At 33.0% G+C, this 20,778-nt stretch carries 19 protein-coding genes; 15 read left to right on the forward strand and 4 right to left on the reverse strand.

All coding sequences use genetic code 11. From position 1 onward, the window contains the following. The first annotated feature begins 162 nt into the window (after positions 1-162). Both J2Y38_RS20490 and J2Y38_RS20495 read left to right on the forward strand, forming a co-directional pair. A complete protein-coding gene (locus J2Y38_RS20490; RefSeq protein ID WP_309846257.1) occupies positions 163-1,182 on the forward strand; it encodes a 2-hydroxyacid dehydrogenase in 1,020 nt (339 codons plus the stop codon). A gap of 69 nt (positions 1,183-1,251) precedes the next feature. Further along, the gene (locus J2Y38_RS20495) at positions 1,252-1,848 is read left to right on the forward strand and encodes a hypothetical protein (RefSeq protein ID WP_309846260.1); all 597 of its coding nucleotides are present in this window, start codon (positions 1,252-1,254) and stop codon (positions 1,846-1,848) included. A 331-nt stretch (positions 1,849-2,179) separates the two neighbouring features. On the opposite strand, the gene J2Y38_RS20500 is transcribed toward J2Y38_RS20495, so the two are convergent. Both J2Y38_RS20500 and lysS read right to left on the reverse strand, forming a co-directional pair. Beyond that, positions 2,180-2,320 carry a hypothetical protein gene (locus J2Y38_RS20500; protein WP_309846263.1) on the reverse strand — a complete coding sequence of 47 codons (141 nt, stop codon included), beginning with the start codon at positions 2,318-2,320 and terminating at the stop codon, positions 2,180-2,182. A 92-nt stretch (positions 2,321-2,412) separates the two neighbouring features. After that, positions 2,413-4,116, reverse strand: a complete 1,704-nt coding sequence (gene lysS / locus J2Y38_RS20505; protein WP_309846266.1) for a lysine--tRNA ligase — start codon at positions 4,114-4,116, stop codon at positions 2,413-2,415. Between the two features lie 266 nt (positions 4,117-4,382). Between lysS and J2Y38_RS20510 the strand changes: the two genes are divergently transcribed. From J2Y38_RS20510 to J2Y38_RS20545, 8 genes are all read left to right on the forward strand, one after another. Then, positions 4,383-5,108 carry a hypothetical protein gene (locus J2Y38_RS20510; protein WP_309846268.1) on the forward strand — a complete coding sequence of 242 codons (726 nt, stop codon included), beginning with the start codon at positions 4,383-4,385 and terminating at the stop codon, positions 5,106-5,108. Between the two features lie 182 nt (positions 5,109-5,290). Continuing rightward, a complete protein-coding gene (locus J2Y38_RS20515) occupies positions 5,291-6,046 on the forward strand; it encodes a hypothetical protein (protein ID WP_309846271.1) in 756 nt (251 codons plus the stop codon). A gap of 5 nt (positions 6,047-6,051) precedes the next feature. Further along, positions 6,052-6,753, forward strand: coding sequence for a lipoyl(octanoyl) transferase LipB (gene lipB, locus J2Y38_RS20520; protein ID WP_256637131.1), 702 nt, complete (start codon positions 6,052-6,054; stop codon positions 6,751-6,753). A gap of 21 nt (positions 6,754-6,774) precedes the next feature. Further along, positions 6,775-7,593 (forward strand): AraC family transcriptional regulator, encoded by an 819-nt coding sequence (locus J2Y38_RS20525; RefSeq protein WP_309846274.1) that lies wholly within the window; start codon positions 6,775-6,777, stop codon positions 7,591-7,593. A 79-nt stretch (positions 7,594-7,672) separates the two neighbouring features. Beyond that, complete coding sequence (locus tag J2Y38_RS20530) at positions 7,673-8,272, forward strand: NAD(P)H-dependent oxidoreductase (protein ID WP_309846277.1); 600 nt, start codon at positions 7,673-7,675, stop codon at positions 8,270-8,272. Between the two features lie 172 nt (positions 8,273-8,444). After that, the gene (locus J2Y38_RS20535) at positions 8,445-9,299 is read left to right on the forward strand and encodes a nuclear transport factor 2 family protein (protein ID WP_309846280.1); all 855 of its coding nucleotides are present in this window, start codon (positions 8,445-8,447) and stop codon (positions 9,297-9,299) included. Between the two features lie 134 nt (positions 9,300-9,433). After that, positions 9,434-10,015, forward strand: a complete 582-nt coding sequence (locus tag J2Y38_RS20540; protein WP_180858520.1) for a Crp/Fnr family transcriptional regulator — start codon at positions 9,434-9,436, stop codon at positions 10,013-10,015. 68 nt (positions 10,016-10,083) lie between these two features. Beyond that, positions 10,084-12,459, forward strand: coding sequence for a carboxypeptidase-like regulatory domain-containing protein (locus J2Y38_RS20545; RefSeq protein ID WP_309846284.1), 2,376 nt, complete (start codon positions 10,084-10,086; stop codon positions 12,457-12,459). Between the two features lie 64 nt (positions 12,460-12,523). Here the strand turns inward: J2Y38_RS20545 and J2Y38_RS20550 are convergent, their stop codons facing one another. Continuing rightward, positions 12,524-13,192: a ribonuclease HII gene (locus tag J2Y38_RS20550; protein WP_309846287.1), complete on the reverse strand. Its 669-nt coding sequence runs from the start codon at positions 13,190-13,192 to the stop codon at positions 12,524-12,526. A gap of 171 nt (positions 13,193-13,363) precedes the next feature. On the opposite strand from J2Y38_RS20550, the gene J2Y38_RS20555 reads away from it, so the two are divergent. The 5 genes from J2Y38_RS20555 to J2Y38_RS20575 all read left to right on the forward strand — a co-directional run bounded on the left by J2Y38_RS20555 (position 13,364) and on the right by J2Y38_RS20575 (position 19,003). Continuing rightward, positions 13,364-15,343: a putative porin gene (locus J2Y38_RS20555; protein WP_309846289.1), complete on the forward strand. Its 1,980-nt coding sequence runs from the start codon at positions 13,364-13,366 to the stop codon at positions 15,341-15,343. A 51-nt stretch (positions 15,344-15,394) separates the two neighbouring features. Further along, complete coding sequence (locus tag J2Y38_RS20560; RefSeq protein WP_053472314.1) at positions 15,395-16,756, forward strand: pyridoxal-phosphate dependent enzyme; 1,362 nt, start codon at positions 15,395-15,397, stop codon at positions 16,754-16,756. 88 nt (positions 16,757-16,844) lie between these two features. Then, on the forward strand, positions 16,845-17,327 hold the full coding sequence (locus J2Y38_RS20565; protein WP_309846297.1) for a 3'-5' exonuclease: 483 nt from the start codon (positions 16,845-16,847) through the stop codon (positions 17,325-17,327). A gap of 74 nt (positions 17,328-17,401) precedes the next feature. Further along, the gene (locus J2Y38_RS20570; RefSeq protein ID WP_309846298.1) at positions 17,402-18,673 is read left to right on the forward strand and encodes a DUF2851 family protein; all 1,272 of its coding nucleotides are present in this window, start codon (positions 17,402-17,404) and stop codon (positions 18,671-18,673) included. A gap of 102 nt (positions 18,674-18,775) precedes the next feature. After that, a complete protein-coding gene (locus J2Y38_RS20575; protein ID WP_007810860.1) occupies positions 18,776-19,003 on the forward strand; it encodes a PspC family transcriptional regulator in 228 nt (75 codons plus the stop codon). Between the two features lie 67 nt (positions 19,004-19,070). Here the strand turns inward: J2Y38_RS20575 and J2Y38_RS20580 are convergent, their stop codons facing one another. Continuing rightward, a complete protein-coding gene (locus tag J2Y38_RS20580) occupies positions 19,071-20,585 on the reverse strand; it encodes an amino acid permease (protein WP_309846319.1) in 1,515 nt (504 codons plus the stop codon). Positions 20,586-20,778: the final 193 nt, after the last annotated feature.

A 20,778-nucleotide genomic window follows, 5' to 3' on the forward strand; every position in this document is an offset into this window, starting at 1 on the left:
TTTAGACTTTATTAAACTGAATAGGTTTAATTAATATTGTTTGAATTGTTGTTTATTTAACTTTTTGAAATGTAAATATTTAAGATTGAGGCTTTCCTGCATATTGAAAATATTTTCTTATTTTTAGGAAACCAATAAAATACAATCCAAAAACAAATTATCATGAACTCTTCTTTATCAAACTATAAAATTGCTTTCTTTTCAACGCAGCCCTACGATAAAACTTTTTTCAATAAATACAATGCCGATTTTAGCTTTGAACTGGATTTCTTCGAAACACAATTAAATCCACAAACGGTAATTTTAATTGAAAAAGCAGAAATTGTCTGTGTTTTTGTAAACGACATTGTAAACGAAGCTGTAATTAAACAATTGGCAGAGAAAAAAGTAAAAATCATTGCACTACGCTGTGCAGGTTTTAATAATGTAGATTTAGAAGCTGCCAAAAAATACAATTTAAAAGTGTGCCGCGTTCCGGCTTATTCGCCACAAGCAGTTGCAGAACATGCGATGGCGATGATTTTAACTTTAAACCGAAAAACGCATAAAGCCTATAACAGAGTTCGGGAGCAAAATTTTTCCTTAAACGGATTGTTAGGTTTTGATTTGTTTGGAAAAACAATCGGGATTATCGGAACGGGAAATATTGGGAAAGCTTTTGCGAAAATTGCTTTAGGTTTTGGCTGTAAAGTTTTGGCGTATGATATTGTTACCAATGAGGAAATGGTGAAAGACGGCGTTTCTTTTGTTGGTTTAGAAGAAATATTTAAATCGAGCGATATCATTTCACTTCACTGCCCGCTAAACGATCAAACAAAACATGTTATTAATAAAGATTCGATTGCTTTAATGAAACACAGCGTTATGATTATCAATACAAGCCGCGGTGGATTAATAGAAACGGCCTGTGTTATTGAAGGTTTGAAAGAAGGGAAAATAGGCTATTTAGGAATTGATGTTTACGAACAGGAAGAAAAACTATTCTTTAGAGATCTTTCTGCTGATATTATTCAGGATGATGCGATTCAACGTTTAATGAGTTTTCCGAATGTTTTGGTAACGGCGCATCAGGCATTTTTTACCAATGAAGCTTTAACCCAGATTGCTTTGGTCACTTTTAATAATATAAAGTCATTGTTGACACAAAATGATATTGAAAATAAAGCGGCTCTGCTGGTTTAATGAGCTTGTCGAATATTTTTTGTAATTTAATTAGTTGTAAAGGAAGATGTAGGTTTAAAATATCAGATTATGAAAAATAAAATTTTAGTTCTAATCGCAATTTTGGCGTTGTATTCTTGTCAAAGTAAAACGGAATCAAAAAATATCATTAAAACGATTGTTCAGGATACATTGTATAAAACAATTGGAGGAACTGCGGATGTAAGCAATACTCCCGCAAAAGATGATAAAGCTGTAGAATTGATTCGGAAACAATTGAATGTTTTATTAAAGAAAGACATTCCCACAATGACAAAAGAAGATCGATTCTTTTATTACGAAGCTTTTGATTTAAATAATGACAAGAAAAATGAATATTTTGTTGGCTTCTCAAATTCCTATTTCTGCGGAAGCGGAGGCTGTTCAGGATATATTTTAAATAACGACGGAAGTGTAATTAATCATTTCACCGTTACCGATTTTCCAATTTATGTAACGACTTTATCCACGGAAAATTTTTATGATCTTATACTAAAAAGCGACGGTTTATTTCATCATATAAAAATGAAAAATGGTAAATATCCAGCAAATCCATCTATTGAAGAAAAATGGAAAGGAGATCTTCCAAAGGAAAGCACAAAGGTTTTGGATATTTATGAGAAGAAGTTGGAGAAGTATTCGTTTTAAATTCCAATTTTAATGTAAATACAAATTTATTTAAACTGGACTGAAGTCCAGCTCTACAATATGATTTGTTCCTTCGGAACTAGAAAAAAAGCTTCAGCTCGATTTATATTGTAGGGCTGGACTTCCAGTGCGGTTGACGAGGTTTCAGTTGGATATATGAATTGTAAAAATAAACCCAGCAGTTTTTTAAAACCTGTCGGGTTTATTGTAAGTGAAATATACACAAAGATATTCCGTAGAGACGCACAGCAGTGCGTCTACAAAATCTAATTCGACATCAATAAGACATAAAAAAACACCCCCCCCGACGATTTCCTGTCGGGGGTTAATTTCATATTTGAGAAAGCCATTCTAGATCTTCTTTGTCTAAATCTTCCTGAGAAATAACTCTGCCATATTTTATATCTTCTTCGCTTTCTTTAAGCATATCTAATTCAAGCTGGTTAAACTGATAAATGTTTAAAGTATTCATAATTCGATTTTTTAAGTTTATACAATTTTAAATAAAAAACCCGATAAGTTATAAACCTATCGGGCTGTATTTGTAATAAAATAAGACAAAGATTACTCCACCAATTCCACAGTTTTAAACTCGCCGTCAACGACAACTTTAGTCAAACCATGTTTAGATAAGTTTTTCATAGACGCATCCCATTTTTTACCGCTTAAGTTAGCCGTAACTTTTAGCTGTCCTAATTCCATTTTATTTTCGTTTCCTTTCAATAAAGTAATGATTACTTTTTCTTCATCAGAAAGTTCAATTTGAGCTTGTTTTTTCTCCGGACGCATTTGCGGGAACAATAAAACTTCCTGAATAGAAGCGTTATTTGTTAAATACATAATCAAACGATCCATTCCAATTCCCATTCCAGAAGTTGGAGGCATACCATATTCAAGTGCTCTTAAGAAATCTTCATCGATAACACCATTCGCTTCATCATCACCTTTTTCAGATAAACGCATTTGATCTTCAAAACGTTCACGCTGATCAATTGGGTCGTTTAATTCAGAATAAGCATTTGCAATTTCTTTACCACAAACCATTAATTCAAAACGCTCTGTAAGTTCAGGATTGTCGCGGTGTTCTTTACAAAGAGGCGACATTTCTTTCGGATAATCAGTAATGAAAGTTGGCTGAATATAGTTTCCTTCGCATTTAGCTCCAAAAATCTCATCAATTAATTTTCCTTTACCCATTGTTTTATCAACCTCAATTCCCATTCCTCTTGCAGCTTCAAACAATTCTTCTTCCGTTTTTCCTGAGATATCAAATCCAGTAAAATGTTTGATAGAATCTGTCATTGTAACGCGTGCATAAGGCGCTTTAAAGTTGATTTTGTGCTCGCCAAAAGTAACTTCACTTGAACCATTTACTGCAATCGCGCAATGTTCAAGCAATCCTTCGGCAAATTCCATCATCCAGTTGTAGTCTTTGTAAGCTACATATATTTCCATTGCAGTAAATTCAGGATTATGTGTTCTGTCCATACCTTCGTTACGGAAGTTTTTAGAGAACTCATAAACACCTTCAAATCCACCAACAATTAATCTTTTTAAGTACAATTCGTTTGCAATACGCATGTAAAGCGGAATATCAAGCGAATTATGGTGTGTGATAAACGGACGCGCTGCAGCTCCACCCGGAATTGGCTGTAAAACCGGAGTTTCAACTTCAAGATATCCAGCATTGTTAAAGTACCCACGCATAGCGCTAAATAATTTGGTACGTTTAATGAAAGTTTCTTTAACATGTTGATTAACCGTTAAATCTACATAACGCATTCTGTAACGTAACTCAGCATCATTAAATGCATCGTGAACGTTTCCTTCTTCATCAACTTTTGGTAAAGGAAGCGGACGTAATGTTTTACTCAAGAAAGTAAATCCGCTTACACGGATACATTTTGCACCAACTTGTGTAGTAAATAATTCACCTTCAATACCAATAAAGTCACCTAAATCAGTTAATTTTTTAAATACCTGATTGTATAAAGTTTTATCGTCACCTTCACACAAAACATCACGATTTACGTATAATTGAATACGTCCTTCGCTATCCTGCAATTCAGCAAAACAAGCTTTTCCCTGATCTCTCACGCTCATCAAACGACCCGCAACGATAACCTTCTTACCTTCTTCAAATGACTCCTTTATTTGCTTAGAAGTATGATTTACAGGAAAAAGATTAGCTGGATAAGGATTGATTCCCAGACTGCGTAAGTTTTGAAGTTTTTCTCTTCTGATGATTTCTTGTTCTGATAATGCCATTTTGTGCTCTTTTTTTAAGTGTGCAAAGATAAAGAAAAGAATGTAGATTTTAGAATGCAGGTTTTAGATTTTTTGCAATAGCAATTTATTGGATTTCAATCTTTAAAATGAATGGGAAAATGGGTGAGAAGATTAATAAAAAACGAATGAAAAATGGACGGATTGAAAACCGTTGATTGATTTTGATCGTGAGATTGCTTCGTTCCTCGCAATGACAAAAAAACTCAGTATCTTAGCAACTTAGAACCTCAGAACCTTCCAAAAAAATGAAATACCTATCAGCCTTTTTATTTCTAATTCTATTAACAAGCTGTCAAATTACCGAAACCATTACAATTAATTCTGACGGAAGCGGAAATGTCAAAATGGAGCAGCTTCGCGAAGAAAATAGTTATATGCAATTGGCGGGAGAGTCGTATGGACGTGAAAATGTATTTGAAGATACAACGTATGTTTTTAGTGAATACATCGAAAAATACAAGGAAACATTTTTAAAATATACGCCCGAAGAGCAAAAGCTGTTTCAAAAATATACCAATGTAAAAGTACATCTCAAAAAGAGTTCGTTTGAGAAAGAATTTCGAAGTGTATTTTCGCTTCATTTTAATAAAGTTTCAGAAATTCCGGATTTGTATAAAACAGAAGATTACGCAGACGATCTTCAAAATAATTATGCGTTAACTGCCGAAACTCATTATTACAAGATCTCGTATGATTTTAATGGAAAAGTTTTTAAACGTTCTGTATCAATTATTAATGTAGAAGAACTTCAAAAAGCAAAAGACGGATATAAAAACTACGAATCTAAATACGGAAACTTAAAGTTAACGCAGACTTATACTTTAAGATATAGTTTTCCTCAAAAGATAAAATCAGTTTCAAATGAAAAAGCGGTTATCAGCCCTGATAAAAAATCTTTAACCTTAGAATTTCAGCTTTCAGATTGTTTACGTGATCCTGAAATAACAAATTTAGAAGTGGTTTTAGAGTAGGTTTTATGGGTCACGGATTTTACGGATGAAACGGGTTTGTACTGATTTTATTTTTTTTGCAGAGAGAACTTTGACAAAGATTGGTTAAAAACAATAACCTGTGTTTTAATCTGTTTCATCCGTAAAATCCGTGGTCAATTTTAAAAATAGAGTTCGTATCTTTGATAAAAAATTATACTACGATGAAATTATACAAACTACTTAGTTTTTCTTTTTTAATAGCGACATTAACAAGCTGTACTTTCACTGAAAATATTTACATTAACGATAACGGAAGCGGAAAATTCTCTGTAGACATGGATGGTTCTGCCTTGATGGAAATGGCGGGAGACCAAGTTGGCAGCCAGATGGGAGCCAACGCAAAAAAAGACATTGATTCTACTTTTACCTTCAAACAATTGTTTGCAGAGAAAAAAGACAGCATCGCAAAAATGTCTCCCGAAGCACAGCAGGAAATTAAAAAACTCGAAAATTTTGTAGTTCATACCAAAATGAGCGCTGAGAAAAAACAATTTTTAATGACTTTAGAAACTGATTTTAAAAGCGTAAACGAACTTCAGGATATTTTGCAAACAGCCAGTACACTTCAAAAATTAGAAGGCGGAGCAGCAGCGGCAAGCCCAATGGGAAGTAATTTTGGAAACAACAACAGCAAACTAAGTTATACTTACGACGGAAAGAAATTTACCAGAAAAGCCATAATCGATAAACAGAAACTGGCAGAAGTAAAAAAAGATTCGGCACCAGATATGTCTAAAATGATGTTCGCTTCATCTAATTATATTATCAAATATCACTTTCCGAAGAAAATAAAAAAAGTATCAAACCCGAATGCTTTATTCAGCGACGATAGAAAATCAATTACAATTCAATACACTTTCACGGATTATATGGAGAATCCTGACAAACTTAACTTTGACGTTGAGTTTGAAAAATAATTAAAATGAATACAAAAATTCAACTTCAAGATCTTGGAAACCGGGATTATAAATCGACTTGGGAATATCAGGAAGAACTTTTTCAGGATATTGTCGACTTAAAAATCAAAAACAGAAGAGAAGAACTTGACCTGCCAACACCAAATTATTTGTTGTTTGTTGAGCATCCGCATGTTTATACTTTAGGCAAAAGCGGCGATTTTGAAAACTTATTATTAAACGAAAAACAGCTCGAAGCAAAAGGAGCCACTTTTTATAAAATCAATCGCGGCGGTGATATTACGTATCACGGACCGGGACAAATTGTTGGATATCCCATTCTGGATTTAGAAAATTTCTTTACGGATATTCATAAATATTTACGTTTTCTGGAAGAAGCAATGATTCTAACTTTGGCAGAATACGGTTTAGAGTCGGGCAGAAGTGAAGGCGAAACCGGAGTCTGGCTTGGCGTTGGAACTCCGTTTGCACGGAAGATTTGTGCAATGGGCGTTCGTGCTTCACGCTGGGTTACCATGCACGGATTTGCTTTAAACGTAAATGTTGATTTAGGTTATTTTGATAATATAATTCCGTGCGGCATTCGCGGAAAAGGTGTTACCTCTTTAAACGTAGAACTTGGCGTAGCAAAAGTTGACGAAGAAGAAGTAAAGGCTAAAATTATCAAACATGTAGCTAATTTGTTTGAAGCGGAGTTTATTAAATAAACTTCTAAAAATATATATAGTATGAAAAATGCTGAAGAAAATAACAATTACAGAATTGCCGTTCCTTCAGCATTTGAAACTGTTTTTTCGCATTTCTACTTCGCCGAAAACAAAACGGAATTTCCCATAACCAAAACATTATTACCAAGTTTTCAAAGCATTCTGGCTTTTAACTTCGGAACAAAATCATCTTTAAAATCGCAGCAGAATACTTTTTTAGAAGTTGAAAAATGCATTGTTTTAGGTCCAATCAAACAAGCTTTTGATTATACTCTGGAACCTGGATCACAAATTTTAGTTGCCAATTTTAAAGAAGATGCTTTTTACAGATTCTTCGGCAATGCGCTTTGTGATTCGATGCCCATTCATCCCGATGATCTAATCAATGAAAACTGTTTTACGGTTTTATGGGAAGAACTTCAAAATATTCCTGATCCAAAAGAACGTGTCGATTATATTTTAGATTTCTGCAAACCTTATTTGCGGGAACAAACCGCAATTACGACTCTTTTAAATGATTTTCAAGATGAAAATTTAAACCCTATAAAAGCGATTGCTTCGCAGATAAACCAAACCGAAAGAAACATTCAGTTGAATCAAAAGAAAGTTTTTGGTTATTCCGTTAAAGAAGCCAATCGGTATGAAAGATTTTTAAAAGCCGTTGATCAAATTCAGAAAAATATACTAAACGATTTAAAAATAGATTGGTTAACGATTGTTGACCAATGCGGATATTACGATCAAAGTCAGCTTATTCATGACTTTAAATATTATATGAATATTTCGCCAACAAAGTTTCTTAAATTTCAAAGCGATATCTGCAGTTCAAAACCGCAATAAAGCCGATTTCGTTTTCTTACAATTACTCCCCAAACCTGCGTTATACATTTGTCATGTTCAATCTTAAAAACTAGAAAACATGAAAAATTTAATTATTTACGCACATCCAAACGAAGCAAGTTTAAACCATTTCTTCAAAAACACAATCGTAGAATCTTTAGAAAAATCAGGACAGGAAATTGTGGTTCGCGATTTAAACGAAATTAATTTTAATCCGGTTCTCTCTTTGCAGGATATACAGGGACAAAGAATGGGACAAGTTGCGGAAGATATCCAAACTGAACAGGATTTTATTTCGTGGGCAGACCAGATTATTTTTGTTTACCCAATTTGGTGGACGGGAATGCCGGCTATTATGAAAGGTTATATTGACCGAGTTTTTAGTTACGGATTTGCGTATCGATACGATCAGGGCGTTCAAAAAGGTCTGTTGACAGGAAAACAAGCCATTATTGTAAATTCTCACGGAAAATCAAATGCTGAATACGAAGCAATGGGAATGGATAAAGCTTTGGAATTAACTTCTGACATTGGAGTTTTTAAATATTGCGGATTTGAAATCAAACAGCATTTTTATTTTGATAAGGCAGACAGAGCTTCAGCAGAAAGCGTTTTAGAATGGGAAAAGGAACTTAAAAATGCTTTTAAACTAATTGATGAAGTTTCTGTTTTTCAATAGAAATTTATTTTTCAAAAGAATTATTGCAAAAAATCTAAAAATGGTCAGTAAACGCTCAGGATTTTGAATTGATGGTAAATTGCAGCAATATCGTGGTTTTCTAATGTTTTTATGGTAAATTTGGTTTTCTACTTAAAATATAAGCTTTTAACTAAATCTAATCTAACAACTTATGAGAAAAATCTACTTTGTATGTTTCCTATTTATGCTTAATGGTCTTTTTGCTCAAAAGAAAGATAAATTAAATCCAATTGCGGTTTATGAAAAAGTTTGGCAGGAAAAAAATAGTGATGCAAGATTAAAACTGATCAAATCAATCTGGCTGGACGACAGTACATTTGAAGATCCTTCGGCTTCTATAAAAGGTCAGGCTGCCTTAAATAATGTTATAAATGAATTTTATAAAAAGTTTCCTGATGCGGTATTGACATCAGGAGCAAAAGTTGTAAAAGACAATTATGTAACCTGGGAGTGGAAAATTATTGACGGCAAGAAAAAAGAACCTATAATGGGAGGCCGTGATTTTGCCAGATTAAATGGAAAAGGTCAGGTAAGTAAAATTATTGGTTTTTGGAATACAGAAGTTACTTTGTCTGATGCTGAAGTTTTACAAAATCTTGAAGCTGATAATTATAAAGTTGTAGCGCAATATTACGAATGTCTTTTTAAAACAAGGGATTTTGTAAAAATGGCAGCATTAATTGAAGATGGTGCCGTTTATAGCCAAGCGGAAGGACTCCCATATGGCGGAACGTATGTTGGCTTTAATGAATGGACTAAAATGTATGCAAAATCTACTGAGTTTTTTGATTTAGAAATTGAAAAGGAACCTACTTATTTTAGCGATGCAACTAAAAATGAAGTTATTATTTATTTTACCATAAAATGCAAAGCAAAAAAATCTGGTAAATATCTTTCAATGCCTATTTCAGAACATTTTGATTTGAAAAACGGAAAAATTACCGCAATCCGACCATTTTATTTTGATACCAAACAATTTGCTGAATTCTTAAAAAACAGAAAATAACATACGGGAAGTTAAATTACGGTGTAATATGTTATGTTTCTGTTTATTAAAGTTTTTAGCGCAATTTTTTTCGATAGTTTAAGTTATTTATTTTAACAACCAAAAACTATTTCATTTCTAAAACCTTGATAATCATGGAATGTGTTATTACAGATTTATCCCGAATGATAGAATTTAATGAAGAAGAAAGTCTGGCTTTTGAAAGTATACTTCGCTTTAAAACTGTCAAAAAAAACGAACATCTTTTGGTAGAAGGAGATATTTGCAACTTCGGAATTTTTATTGCTGAGGGCAGTATTCGTTATTATTATTTGGTTGACGGCGTAGAATCAACCGGAAATTTCTTTTTTGAAAACGATTGGTATTCAGACTTTGAAAGTTTTTTATACGGCAAACCTTCTTTATTAAATATTGAAGCTCTCGAAGACTCGATAGTTTATTTGGCTTACAAAGAAGATTTTGAAAAATTGGTTTTGCAATATCCTGTTTTTAATTCTTTCTTGCGAATTATGATGGAACGAACCATTAAAGGTTTAACGGGAAGAAATATGGCCATGTCATTATTATCTCCGGAAGAACGTTATCTACGTTTTTTAAAATACTGTCCAAAAGTAGTCGAAAGAGTTTCCTTAAAACATATTGCCAGTTATTTAGGAATTCAGCCGGAAAGTTTAAGCCGAATCAGAACCCGAATTACTTTAAGCAGCAAATCTTAACCGAAGTCAATTTTTAAGAAATCTCAGCATTCTATTTTTGCTTTTATAACCAATAAAGCAAAAATAAAATGAAGAATATACTATCAATTGTCTTAAGCCTTTTGGGCTTGATTTCCTACGCTCAGACGGGCATTGTGAGGGGGAAAATAATAGACAAACAATCTGAAAAACCTATCGCTGGAGCTATTATTTCTTTAGCCGGAAATGAAAGTATTCAAACAGAATCTGATGCTGAAGGAAGTTTTAGATTAATTAATATCCCGCTTGGGAGGCAGAGTATCAATATAAGTTTTACAGGATATGAAAATACTTCAGTTTCAGATCTTGATGTTACCACCGGAAAAGATAATTTATTGACAATTTCATTGATTGAAAAGTTTAATACACTTGATGAAATCGTCGTAACATCTGGAACTAACAAAGCAAAGCCATTAAATAAAATGGCATTAGTTTCGACAAAACAATTTACTACAGAAGAAGTAACCAGATTTGCGGGCGGACGAAGCGACGTGGCGCGCTTGGTTTCTAATTTCGCCGGTGTTTCTACCGGAGATGACAGCCGAAATGATATTGTTGTGAGAGGAAATTCTCCATCAGGAATGTTATGGAGAATTGAAGGAATGCCGGTTCCAAGTCCAAATCACTTTTCAACTTTAGGAACAACGGGTGGTCCGGTTTCGGCATTAAATCCAAATCTTTTGGCAAATTCTGATTTCCTGACTTCGGCTTTTCCGGCAGAATATGGAAATGCAATTGCGGGTGTTTTTGATTTAGGTTTTAGAAAAGGAAATCCCGACGAATACGAATATATGATTAGCGCCGGAGCTTATCCGGGATTAGAATTTATGGCAGAAGGGCCACTAGGTAAAAAAGGCGGATCGTTTGTTGCCGCGGCAAGATATGGTTTTGTGGGCATTACAGGATTAGCCGGAACTGATGCACAGCCCAATTACAGTGATATTAGTTTTAATGTCGATTTTGGAAAAAGTAAATTGGGGAATTTTTCTGTTTTCGGAATTTATGGCGTTTCTGATATTGATTTTCTTGGTGATAAAATTGACAAAGAAGATCCTTTTGCAGCGCAGGATGAAGACAGTTATGTCACTTCCGGATTTGCTTCTTTTGGATTAAAACATAATTTAGAAATTGGCTCAAAATCGTATCTAAAAACTATTGTTGGTTATTCGAATGCCAATAATTCGTATAAGAATTTCCGTTATTACAATTATGATACGCCAAAAGAAAACAGACTTCCGTTTTCGGATATTAAAAATGATGAAAATAGATTTACGTTTTCGACTTTATTCAATTCTAAAATCAATAAAAAAATTACTTTTAGAGCGGGATTATTGTATGAAAATTATACACTCGATGCAAAAATGTCTTCAAGAGACAGACAGCAGGATTCTGACGGAGACGGTTTTCCAGATTTTGTTCCCTTAATCAATAACAATGGAAATTATAATGTCGTGCAGCCGTTTGCGCAGGGGCAATTCCGCTTGACGGAAAAATTAACTTTCAACGCGGGAATTCACGGGCAGTATTTTTCGATAAATGAACAGTTTGTTTTTGAACCAAGAACAGCTTTATCATATGCCTTAAATCCTAAAAATACCGTAAGTTTTGGTTTCGGAATTCATCATCAAAGTGTTCCCGTTCCTATTTTATTTTTGAATGAATTTGTAAACGGAGTTCAGGTTCAAACCAATAAAAATCTGGATTTAGTGCAAAGTCAGCATTATGTTTTAGGTTATGATGTTCGTTTGGCCAATAAATGGCGCGGAAAAGTCGAATTGTATTATCAGGATATTAGCAAAGCTGCAGTTGAATCGTTTCCAAGCAGTTATTCTTCTTTAACAGAAGGCGCAGATTTTGGTTATTCTATCGATAAAACTTCTTTGGTAAGTAAAGGAACGGGATTTAATCAGGGAATTGAATTTACGGTTGAAAAATTCTTTAGTGAAGGTTATTATGCATTATTTACCACTTCTCTTTTTGAAAGTAAATATAAAGGAAGTGACAATATCGAGCGAAATTCTCCTTTTAATAATGGTTACGTAATCAATCTTTTAGGCGGAAAAGAGTTTAAAGTTGGCAAAGCAAAAAGAAATGTATTTTCTATCGATACCAAATTTACAACAGCCGGCGGACGTTACTATACGCCTGTTGATTTAGCTGCATCAAACAACGCAGGTTATGAAATTAGAGACGATGCAAATGCTTTCAGCAAACAATACGATGCGTATTTACGATTAGATGTAAAATTCGGAATTAAATTAAACAGTAAAACCAAAAAGAGATTTCACCAGTTTTATATCGATCTTCAAAACGTAACCAACAATACAAACGTGTTTACAAGAGAATATAACAGATTAACAAACAGCGTAAATCAAAAAGATCAAATTGGTTTTTCGCCAGATTTTGGATATAAATTTCAGTTTTAGTTAAGAATGTGTTGGGGCAGATTTTTAAAAACAAAAAGGCTTATCGATTTAGATAAGCCTTTTTTTATTCTTCAAAAAAATTGAGTTCTAATTGATCTGGCAACAGCCTGAAACTCATTCTATGATATTTTGTTGGGCCATATTTTCTAATGGCTTCGCGATGTTCTTTTGTTGGATAACCTTTATTTTTTTTCCAGTTATACATAGGGAATTCTTCGTGAATTTGATCCATATATTCGTCACGGTACGTTTTTGCCAAAACTGAAGCCGCAGCAATACTCAGGAATTTGGCATCACCTTTTATAATACTTTGATTCGGAATTGATTTTAGTAATGCAATTTCTTCTTTAGAAAACTGTTTACCAAAACTGTTTTTAAGGCCCAATTTTGCATTTATCGAGCGATTTCCATCCACAATAATATATTCAGGAACATGCTTTAATTTTAAAATACATTCCTGCATTCCTTTCATTGAAGCATTCAGGATATTTATTTCGTCAATTTCATCTGGAAATAAATGCGTTACCGCAAAACAAACAGCATGTTGTTCAATAATTGGTTTTAAAAATGCACGTGTTTTTTCAGAAAGCTGTTTACTGTCATTTAAAATTTCGTGTTCAAAATCTTCAGGCAGAATTATGGCTGCGGCAGTTACAGGGCCTGCAAGACAGCCTCGGCCGGCCTCGTCAGTTCCAGTTTCTAAAATAAATCCCGAGAAATTTTTTGCAAGCATTTTTTTGAAATTTTAAAAGGCAAATATCATAAAATTTTATGCAAAAATATTCGTTTTCATACTGTCTGCCAAGGTAATTGTATAAATTGAAGTGTTTTTTTATTTATACATATTTATCTTTTACCTTTGCTCAACAAATTTTGTCGAAATAATTACATATAAAGCCATCAAATGAGAATATTCATTTTTCTATATCTATTAATTGTACCAGCATTATTGTTTTCTCAGGAAAAACCAAAACCAGCTTCTAAAAATAATTTAGATATGAATACGCAATATTCTAGTATAACAGATACTGTTAAAAAGAAGAAGGCAAAAATTGCAACGATAGATCAATATCAAATTATTACGCTGGAACATGATACAATTTATGCCGATACATCGCTGACTATAAAAAGCGCTTACAAACAAAATCACCTGCGAAAAGATCTTTTTGGTCTTTTAGAATTTTCGAATATTGGTCAGCCGTTGAATACGTTACAATATAGTTTAACAAGTTTTTCGCCGTATCCGGAAATTGGTTTTAGCGCCATGCATTCGAATTACATACAAGCAGAAGAAGTTAGATATTACTCAGCAGCGACACCTTTTACAGAACTGTTTTTTAATACAACAATTAATAAAGGACAAAATGTTGATTCGTTCATCACACTGAATGTGTCTAAAAACCTTAATTTTTCTATTGCATACCGAGGTTTACGATCAGAAGGAGATTATATAAATCAATTGGTAAGCGCTGGAAATTTTAGATTTACAACAAGTTACGCTACAACTAATAGAAGATATGCGTTGAATGCACATTATACGTATCAGGATAATTCGAATGAAGAAAACGGAGGAATTACAACTACGGAAGATTTTGAAAGCGACGATCCCGATTTTAAAAACCGTCAGCGTCTGCAGGTTTATTTAACAGATGCCAAGTCCTTTCTAAAAGGAAGACGTTTGTTTTTTGATCATGCTTTTAGAATAAATCCTACACATGGTGACAATAATTTATATATAAACCATCAATTAAATTACGAGAATAAATTTTTCGAATACAACCAGCCAACAGTACTTTCTGCGGTTGACGGAATCGAAGATCCTGTAAAACGTTTTGGTGAATCGTATGTGACCAGTAATATAAACGATCAAACACATTTTGAAAGACTTTACAATAAAGTTGGAGCTGCTTATGAAAATTCTCTTTTAGGAAAATTTAATTTCTTTATTGATGATTACAGATCTAATTATCAATACGATAAAATTATTGTTTTTAAAGATGGCAGAACGATTCAGGATAATTTGTTTTTACAGATTAACAATGTAGGCGGTCAGTATGAATATCAAAAAAATAAATGGAACGGTAGATTTTTGTACACAAGATCGATTACCAATCAATCACTTTCTGATCTTGATGCAAAACTGCGTTATAAATTAAACGATAAAATTCAGTTTGATTTTAGATACAGAAACATTAATAAACTGCCAAACAACAATTATAATTTGTACCAAAGCAGTTATGTATCATACAACTGGTCAAATGATTTTAAAAATGAAAAAATCAATTCATTAGGAGCTAACATTAATACACCTTGGTTAAATGCCGAAGTTAATTATACCATTTTAAAAGATCATTTGTATTTTGAAGATGTATCTGATGCTGATGACGATGCGGTTAGAACTCAACTCATAAAACCGGCCCAATACGGAAATGCGATTAATTATTTAGAAATAAAAGCAAATAGAGAATTTAAATTTGGAAACTTTGCTTTAGACAACACGCTTTTATATCAAAAAGTAGATCAATCAGATTTGATTTTAAATGTACCTGATTTTGTAACCAGAAATACATTGTATTACTCAAATTATTATTTCAAAAAAGCATTATATGCTCAGGCAGGAGTTGTTTTTAATTACTTTACTAAATATTATGCTAATGATTATAACCCGGTTATTGGGGAGTTTTTTGTGCAGGATAAAAAAGAAATTGGAAACTATGCCACTTTTGATGTTTTCATAAATGCGAGAATTCGCCAGACACGTTTTTATGTAAAAGGAGAACATTTAAATGCTTTATTTTCAAGCAGTAATTATTACTCTACGCCAAATAGCCCGTATCGTGATTTTGTAATCAGATTTGGGTTAGTCTGGAATTTCTTCCAATAAAAAACGAAGCGTAACTTTACTTAAAAAACCAAATATTAAACTTAAATAAAAATGGACTTTTCAAATAATATTTTAGAAACAATTGGTAATACGCCATTGGTAAAACTCAACAAAATTGTTGCTGAAATTGATGCGTTAGTACTAGCAAAAGTCGAAACTTTTAATCCTGGAAATTCTGTTAAAGACAGAATGGCTGTGAAAATGATTGAAGATGCCGAAGCTGACGGACGACTTAAACCAGGCGGAACTATTATTGAAGGAACTTCTGGAAATACCGGAATGGGACTTGCTCTTGTTGCGATTATAAAAGGTTACAAATTGATTTGTGTAATCTCAGACAAACAGTCAAAAGAAAAAATGGATATTCTGCGTGCTGTTGGCGCAAAAGTAGTCGTTTGCCCAACAGATGTTGAGCCAACAGATCCTCGTTCTTATTATTCAGTTTCAAAACGTCTGGCAGAGGAAACTCCAAATTCATGGTATGTAAACCAATACGATAATTTGTCAAACTCATTGGCACATTACGAGCAGACAGGGCCTGAAATCTGGAAACAAACAGATGGTAAAATCACACATTTTGTGGTGGGAGTTGGAACTGGTGGAACAATTTCCGGAGTTGGAAAATATTTAAAAGAGAAAAACCCGAACATTAAAATTTGGGGAATTGATACGTATGGTTCTGTTTTTAAAAAATACCACGAAACCGGAATTTTTGATGAAAACGAAATTTACTCATACATAACAGAAGGAATTGGAGAAGATATTTTACCAAAAAACGTTGACTTTTCTCTAATTGATGGTTTTACAAAAGTAACCGATAAAGATGCTGCAGTTTATACAAGAAAAATTGCGATGGAAGAAGCTATTTTTGTTGGAAACTCTGCCGGAGCTTGTATCAAAGGGTTATTGCAGTTAAAAGAGCATTTCAAGCCAGATGATGTTGTTGTGGTATTATTTCACGATTCAGGAAGCCGTTATGTAGGTAAAATGTTCAATGACGACTGGATGCGCGAACGTGGATTCTTAGAAGAAAACATTACAAAAGCAGAAGACGTTATTAAAGATCATATCGATAAAGAATTAATCGTTGTTCGTACAGAAGAATTGGTTTCGCACGCAATTGAGCGTATGCGTAAATATAAAATCTCACAGATTCCGGTTGTTGATATCAACGGATTTGTTGGTTCTGTTGACGAAACAGATTTGTTTAGAAGTTATGTTGCTGATAAAAACGTAGCCGAAAAACCAATTAAAGAAGTAATGGGAAAACCTTTTCCAATTGTAAAATTAGGAACTCCAATCGAAGAAGTTTCAAAATTATTTACAAAAGAAAATGATGCCGTTTTAATTGATTTAGGAAACGGAAACCATCATATTATTACTAAATATGACATTATAGGTTCTATTAAATAAGAACTTTATCAAAATAATTTTCATCCATAAATCTAGCTTTTGAACAGTTAGATTTATGGATTTTATCTTTTTAAAAAATAATTAAAGAATGACTTTTACGGCCATAGATTTTGAAACAGCAACGGGACATCATCCTTGTTCTGTGGGTATTGTTACTGTTGAAAACGGAATTATCGTGGATGAATTCGTTACTTTAATTAAACCGCCAAATAACGAATATAATCCGTTTACAATTCGAGTTCACGGTATTTATCCAAGAGACACAGCTAACGCAAAATCTTTTTTTCAGGTGTATCCTGAAATTGAGAAAAGATTAAAAAATAGGGTTGTGGTGGCACACAACGAAAGTTTTGACCGTAATGTTTTAATGAAATCCATGCTGCTGCACGGTTTAAATTATGAAGATTTAAATATTGCCCCAAAATGGGAATGCACCGTTAAAATTTACAAAGCAAAAGGTTTAAAGCCAACAAAACTAAGTGACTGCTGTCGCGAAATGAAAATACAGTTAAATCACCACGAAGCACTTTCAGACGCAAGGGCTTGTGCTAAGTTATATATGCTTCGATAAATAAATCATATTATTTGTAAGAATAATATTAAATTTTATTATTTTTAGATTTTTGAATTATATAAAATCTAAAAATGAAAGAAGACTTTCTTCATTACTTATGGAGATTCAAAAAGTTTAATACTTTGAATCTTGTAACTGCTCAAAATGAATCTATTACCATAATTAAAACAGGTGATTATTTAGAACTTTCAGGGCCTGATTTTTTTAACGCCCATATTAAAATCGGCGATCAAAAATGGGCTGGAAATGTAGAAATTCACGTAAAATCTTCAGATTGGTATCTGCACAATCATGAAAAAGATGCTGCTTACGAAAATGTAATTCTTCATGTAGTTTGGGAAAACGACACCGCAATTTTTAGAGAAGATAACACCGAAATTCCCGTTTTGGTTCTCAAAGATTATGTCGAAAAAGAAGTGCTGAATAACTACAATGCACTTGTTTCTCCCAAAACCTGGATTTCGTGCGAAAAGCAAATACATGAAATTGATGCCTTTGTTTTTACAAACTGGCAGGAAAGATTGTTTTTTGAACGTTTAGAACGCAAATCAAAGTTTATTTACGAATTGTTGGAAGAAACCAATCAGGATTGGGAAGCGGTTTTGTTTTGCCTTTTGGCGAAGAACTTCGGATTAAATACAAACGGATCGGCCTTTCTTCAAATGTCAAAATCAATTTCTTTTTCCATTATCAGAAAAGAAAGTTTTGAAGTAGAAAACCTGGAGTCTTTACTTTTAGGAACTTTAAATTTATTAGATGGAGAAAAGGAAGATGTTTATTTTAAAGATTTAAAATTTAGATATTTTTATCTGCTGCATAAATATCAGTTAGAAAAAACATTTATAGATTCCGTTCAGTTTTTTAAACTCCGACCGAATAATTTTCCAACAATTCGGCTTTCTCAGCTTGCGAATTTGTATCACAAACATCAAAACTTGTTTTCGAAAATAATTGCGCTAAAATCAGCTAAAAACGTATATGATTTGCTAAATGTTTCATCAAGTTTGTATTGGCAGAATCATTATCAGTTTGATAAAGAAAGCCCGAAGAAAGCGAAAACATTATCCAAATCATTTGCTGACTTAGTAATCATAAACACCATAATTCCAATTCAGTTTGCTTATTCTAACATAATGGGAGATTCAGCTTCAGAAGATTTAATAGATTTTATGAATGAAGTCGCCCCAGAAAAAAATGCCATTATTGATAAGTTTACTTCCTTCGGAATAAAATCTAAAAATGCATTCGAAACCCAAACTTTATTAGAACTTAAAAATGAATATTGCAATCACAAAGTGTGTTTAAAATGCGCGCTAGGAATGGAGTTACTTAAAAATAATTAGATAATTAGAAAATGTGATAATGAGATAATTTGTACTTTTGCCTAATCGAAGGCAAAGAAATCTAAAATCTAAAATCTTAAGTCTAAAATCTAAAATAAAAAAATGTCTGCTATTTTAAAACTTAAATTCTTTTTTGAAAAATACGGTTTTCATGTATCATCCAGACTGGCTGATAAACTGGGAATGCGTGTAACAAGCGTAAGGTTGTTTTTTATTTACATTTCGTTTGTAACAGCAGGTTTAGGTTTTGGAGTTTATCTTACATTGGCTTTTTGGATTCGCCTTAAAGATTTAATCCGCGCAAAAAGAACTTCAGTTTTCGATTTATAAATCAAAAATTGACGATATAAAAAATAAAAAAACCTGTTCAATTGAACAGGTTTTTTTATGATAATGTTTATTGAATTTCTTCGATTTCGTTTTGAGGATTGTTAAGTTTTGCTCGTTTTTTACTGTAAGCAAAATAAACAATGATACCTAAAGTTCCCCAGCATATAAAAGCGATCCAAGTATCATGTCTTACCTGAGTCATTAAGAATAAATTGAAAGATACACCTAAAGTTCCAACTAAGTAAACCGCTGGAGTTTTGTAATGTCTTTCTAATTCAGGTTTTTTATATCTTAAGATCATAACGGCAACACATACCATTCCAAATGCTAATAATGTTCCCATACTACACATTTCACTTACTTTTTCAATTGGAGTAAGCGCAGCAACAATCGAAATAATTGTTCCAACTAAATATGTACTCTTATAAGGTGTTTTGAAAGTTGTGTGTAATTTGCTGAAAAATGGAGGTAATAAACCATCTCTGGACATTCCTAAGAAAATACGAGTTTGTCCAAGCATCATTACAAGCATTACAGATGTTAAACCTGCAGTTGCAGCAATTGTGATAATAAATACAGCCCATGTTAAACCGTTTTCACTAAAAGCAGAAGCAACCGGAGCAGCTTTGTCTAATTGATCGTAATGAACCATTCCAGTTAATACTAATGAAACCAGAATATATAGAATTGTACAAATAATTAAAGAAGCAATAATAGCAAATGGTACATCTTTTTTAGGATTAATAGCTTCTCCGGCCTGAGTCGAAACAGCATCAAATCCAATATAAGCAAAGAATACAATTGTTGCAGCCGTTAATACACCTCCAAACCCAAAATTCATTTTTCCAGTTGCATTTCCTAATGCATCAAGAGCAGGAACTTCAGTAGGAATAAAAGGATGCCAGTTGTCTGCATTAATATAGAAAGCACCACAAATAATTACGAAAAGAACTACAGCAATTTTTACAATTACAATGATATTATTTGTGCTTGCAGCTTCTTTAATTCCTTTTACAAGAATAGCAGTTACAACCCATGTAATTAAAAAAGCAGGTAAGTTAAATGCAAATGTTGGTAAATCAATTAAATCGTGAGGAAACTCTTTATTATGCTCAATGATTTTTGCTGTTGCAGTATGCAAATCATTACAGAGCCAGATTGGTATGTTAATTCCAAATAAATGGAGAAGTTTTACAAAGTACCCGCTCCAGGCGACGGCGACGGTGGTGGCACCCATCATATACTCAAGAATCAAGTTCCATCCAATGAACCAGGCAAAAATTTCGCCGATTGTTCCGTATGCATAAGCATATGCAGAACCTTCTACCGGTAATACTGAAGCAAATTCAGCATAACAAAGAGAAGCAAATAAACAGCCTATACCTGCAATAACAAAGGATAGAGCCAGAGCTGGACCCGCATAATCATGAGCTGCGATTCCTGTTAAAGTGAAAATTCCTCCACCTATGATTGCCCCAATTCCTAATGAAGTTAAACCCCATCTTGTAAGAACTCTTTTTAAATCACTTTTTTTCATATCGGCCTCAAAGGCAGATATTGGTTTAACTCTCCAAATTGACATACTATTTTATTGGTTTATTGTTATTAAGCTCCAAATGTATCGTTTTTTGTAAAAAATAAAAACAATTATGATATTTTAAGTTATAAAATATTTAAATTTTTGATTTATTCTGTTTGCAATGTTCTGTAAGAGCTGAGTTTATTTTAATCTCTATTACATCGATTGAGTTTGAAGTATCAAATTTAGAAATAAT

The organism is Flavobacterium sp. 2755, from assembly GCF_031455715.1.
Taxonomy (GTDB): Bacteria; Bacteroidota; Bacteroidia; order Flavobacteriales; family Flavobacteriaceae; genus Flavobacterium.

What these genes read in the sequence shown, in the direction of transcription:
- J2Y38_RS20515 (WP_309846271.1), top strand. Translation starts at nt 5,291, where the DNA reads ATGAAATTATACAAACTACTTAGTTTTTCTTTTTTAATAGCGACATTA.
- J2Y38_RS20495 (WP_309846260.1), top strand. Translation starts at nt 1,252, where the DNA reads ATGAAAAATAAAATTTTAGTTCTAATCGCAATTTTGGCGTTGTATTCT.
- J2Y38_RS20540 (WP_180858520.1), top strand. Translation starts at nt 9,434, where the DNA reads ATGGAATGTGTTATTACAGATTTATCCCGAATGATAGAATTTAATGAA.
- J2Y38_RS20560 (WP_053472314.1), top strand. Translation starts at nt 15,395, where the DNA reads ATGGACTTTTCAAATAATATTTTAGAAACAATTGGTAATACGCCATTG.
- J2Y38_RS20555 (WP_309846289.1), top strand. Translation starts at nt 13,364, where the DNA reads ATGAGAATATTCATTTTTCTATATCTATTAATTGTACCAGCATTATTG.
- J2Y38_RS20575 (WP_007810860.1), top strand. Translation starts at nt 18,776, where the DNA reads ATGTCTGCTATTTTAAAACTTAAATTCTTTTTTGAAAAATACGGTTTT.
- J2Y38_RS20545 (WP_309846284.1), top strand. Translation starts at nt 10,084, where the DNA reads ATGAAGAATATACTATCAATTGTCTTAAGCCTTTTGGGCTTGATTTCC.
- J2Y38_RS20525 (WP_309846274.1), top strand. Translation starts at nt 6,775, where the DNA reads ATGAAAAATGCTGAAGAAAATAACAATTACAGAATTGCCGTTCCTTCA.
- J2Y38_RS20570 (WP_309846298.1), top strand. Translation starts at nt 17,402, where the DNA reads ATGAAAGAAGACTTTCTTCATTACTTATGGAGATTCAAAAAGTTTAAT.
- J2Y38_RS20535 (WP_309846280.1), top strand. Translation starts at nt 8,445, where the DNA reads ATGAGAAAAATCTACTTTGTATGTTTCCTATTTATGCTTAATGGTCTT.
- lysS (WP_309846266.1), bottom strand. Translation starts at nt 4,116, where the DNA reads ATGGCATTATCAGAACAAGAAATCATCAGAAGAGAAAAACTTCAAAAC.
- J2Y38_RS20580 (WP_309846319.1), bottom strand. Translation starts at nt 20,585, where the DNA reads ATGTCAATTTGGAGAGTTAAACCAATATCTGCCTTTGAGGCCGATATG.
- J2Y38_RS20490 (WP_309846257.1), top strand. Translation starts at nt 163, where the DNA reads ATGAACTCTTCTTTATCAAACTATAAAATTGCTTTCTTTTCAACGCAG.
- J2Y38_RS20500 (WP_309846263.1), bottom strand. Translation starts at nt 2,320, where the DNA reads ATGAATACTTTAAACATTTATCAGTTTAACCAGCTTGAATTAGATATG.
- J2Y38_RS20510 (WP_309846268.1), top strand. Translation starts at nt 4,383, where the DNA reads ATGAAATACCTATCAGCCTTTTTATTTCTAATTCTATTAACAAGCTGT.
- J2Y38_RS20550 (WP_309846287.1), bottom strand. Translation starts at nt 13,192, where the DNA reads ATGCTTGCAAAAAATTTCTCGGGATTTATTTTAGAAACTGGAACTGAC.
- J2Y38_RS20530 (WP_309846277.1), top strand. Translation starts at nt 7,673, where the DNA reads ATGAAAAATTTAATTATTTACGCACATCCAAACGAAGCAAGTTTAAAC.
- J2Y38_RS20565 (WP_309846297.1), top strand. Translation starts at nt 16,845, where the DNA reads ATGACTTTTACGGCCATAGATTTTGAAACAGCAACGGGACATCATCCT.
- lipB (WP_256637131.1), top strand. Translation starts at nt 6,052, where the DNA reads ATGAATACAAAAATTCAACTTCAAGATCTTGGAAACCGGGATTATAAA.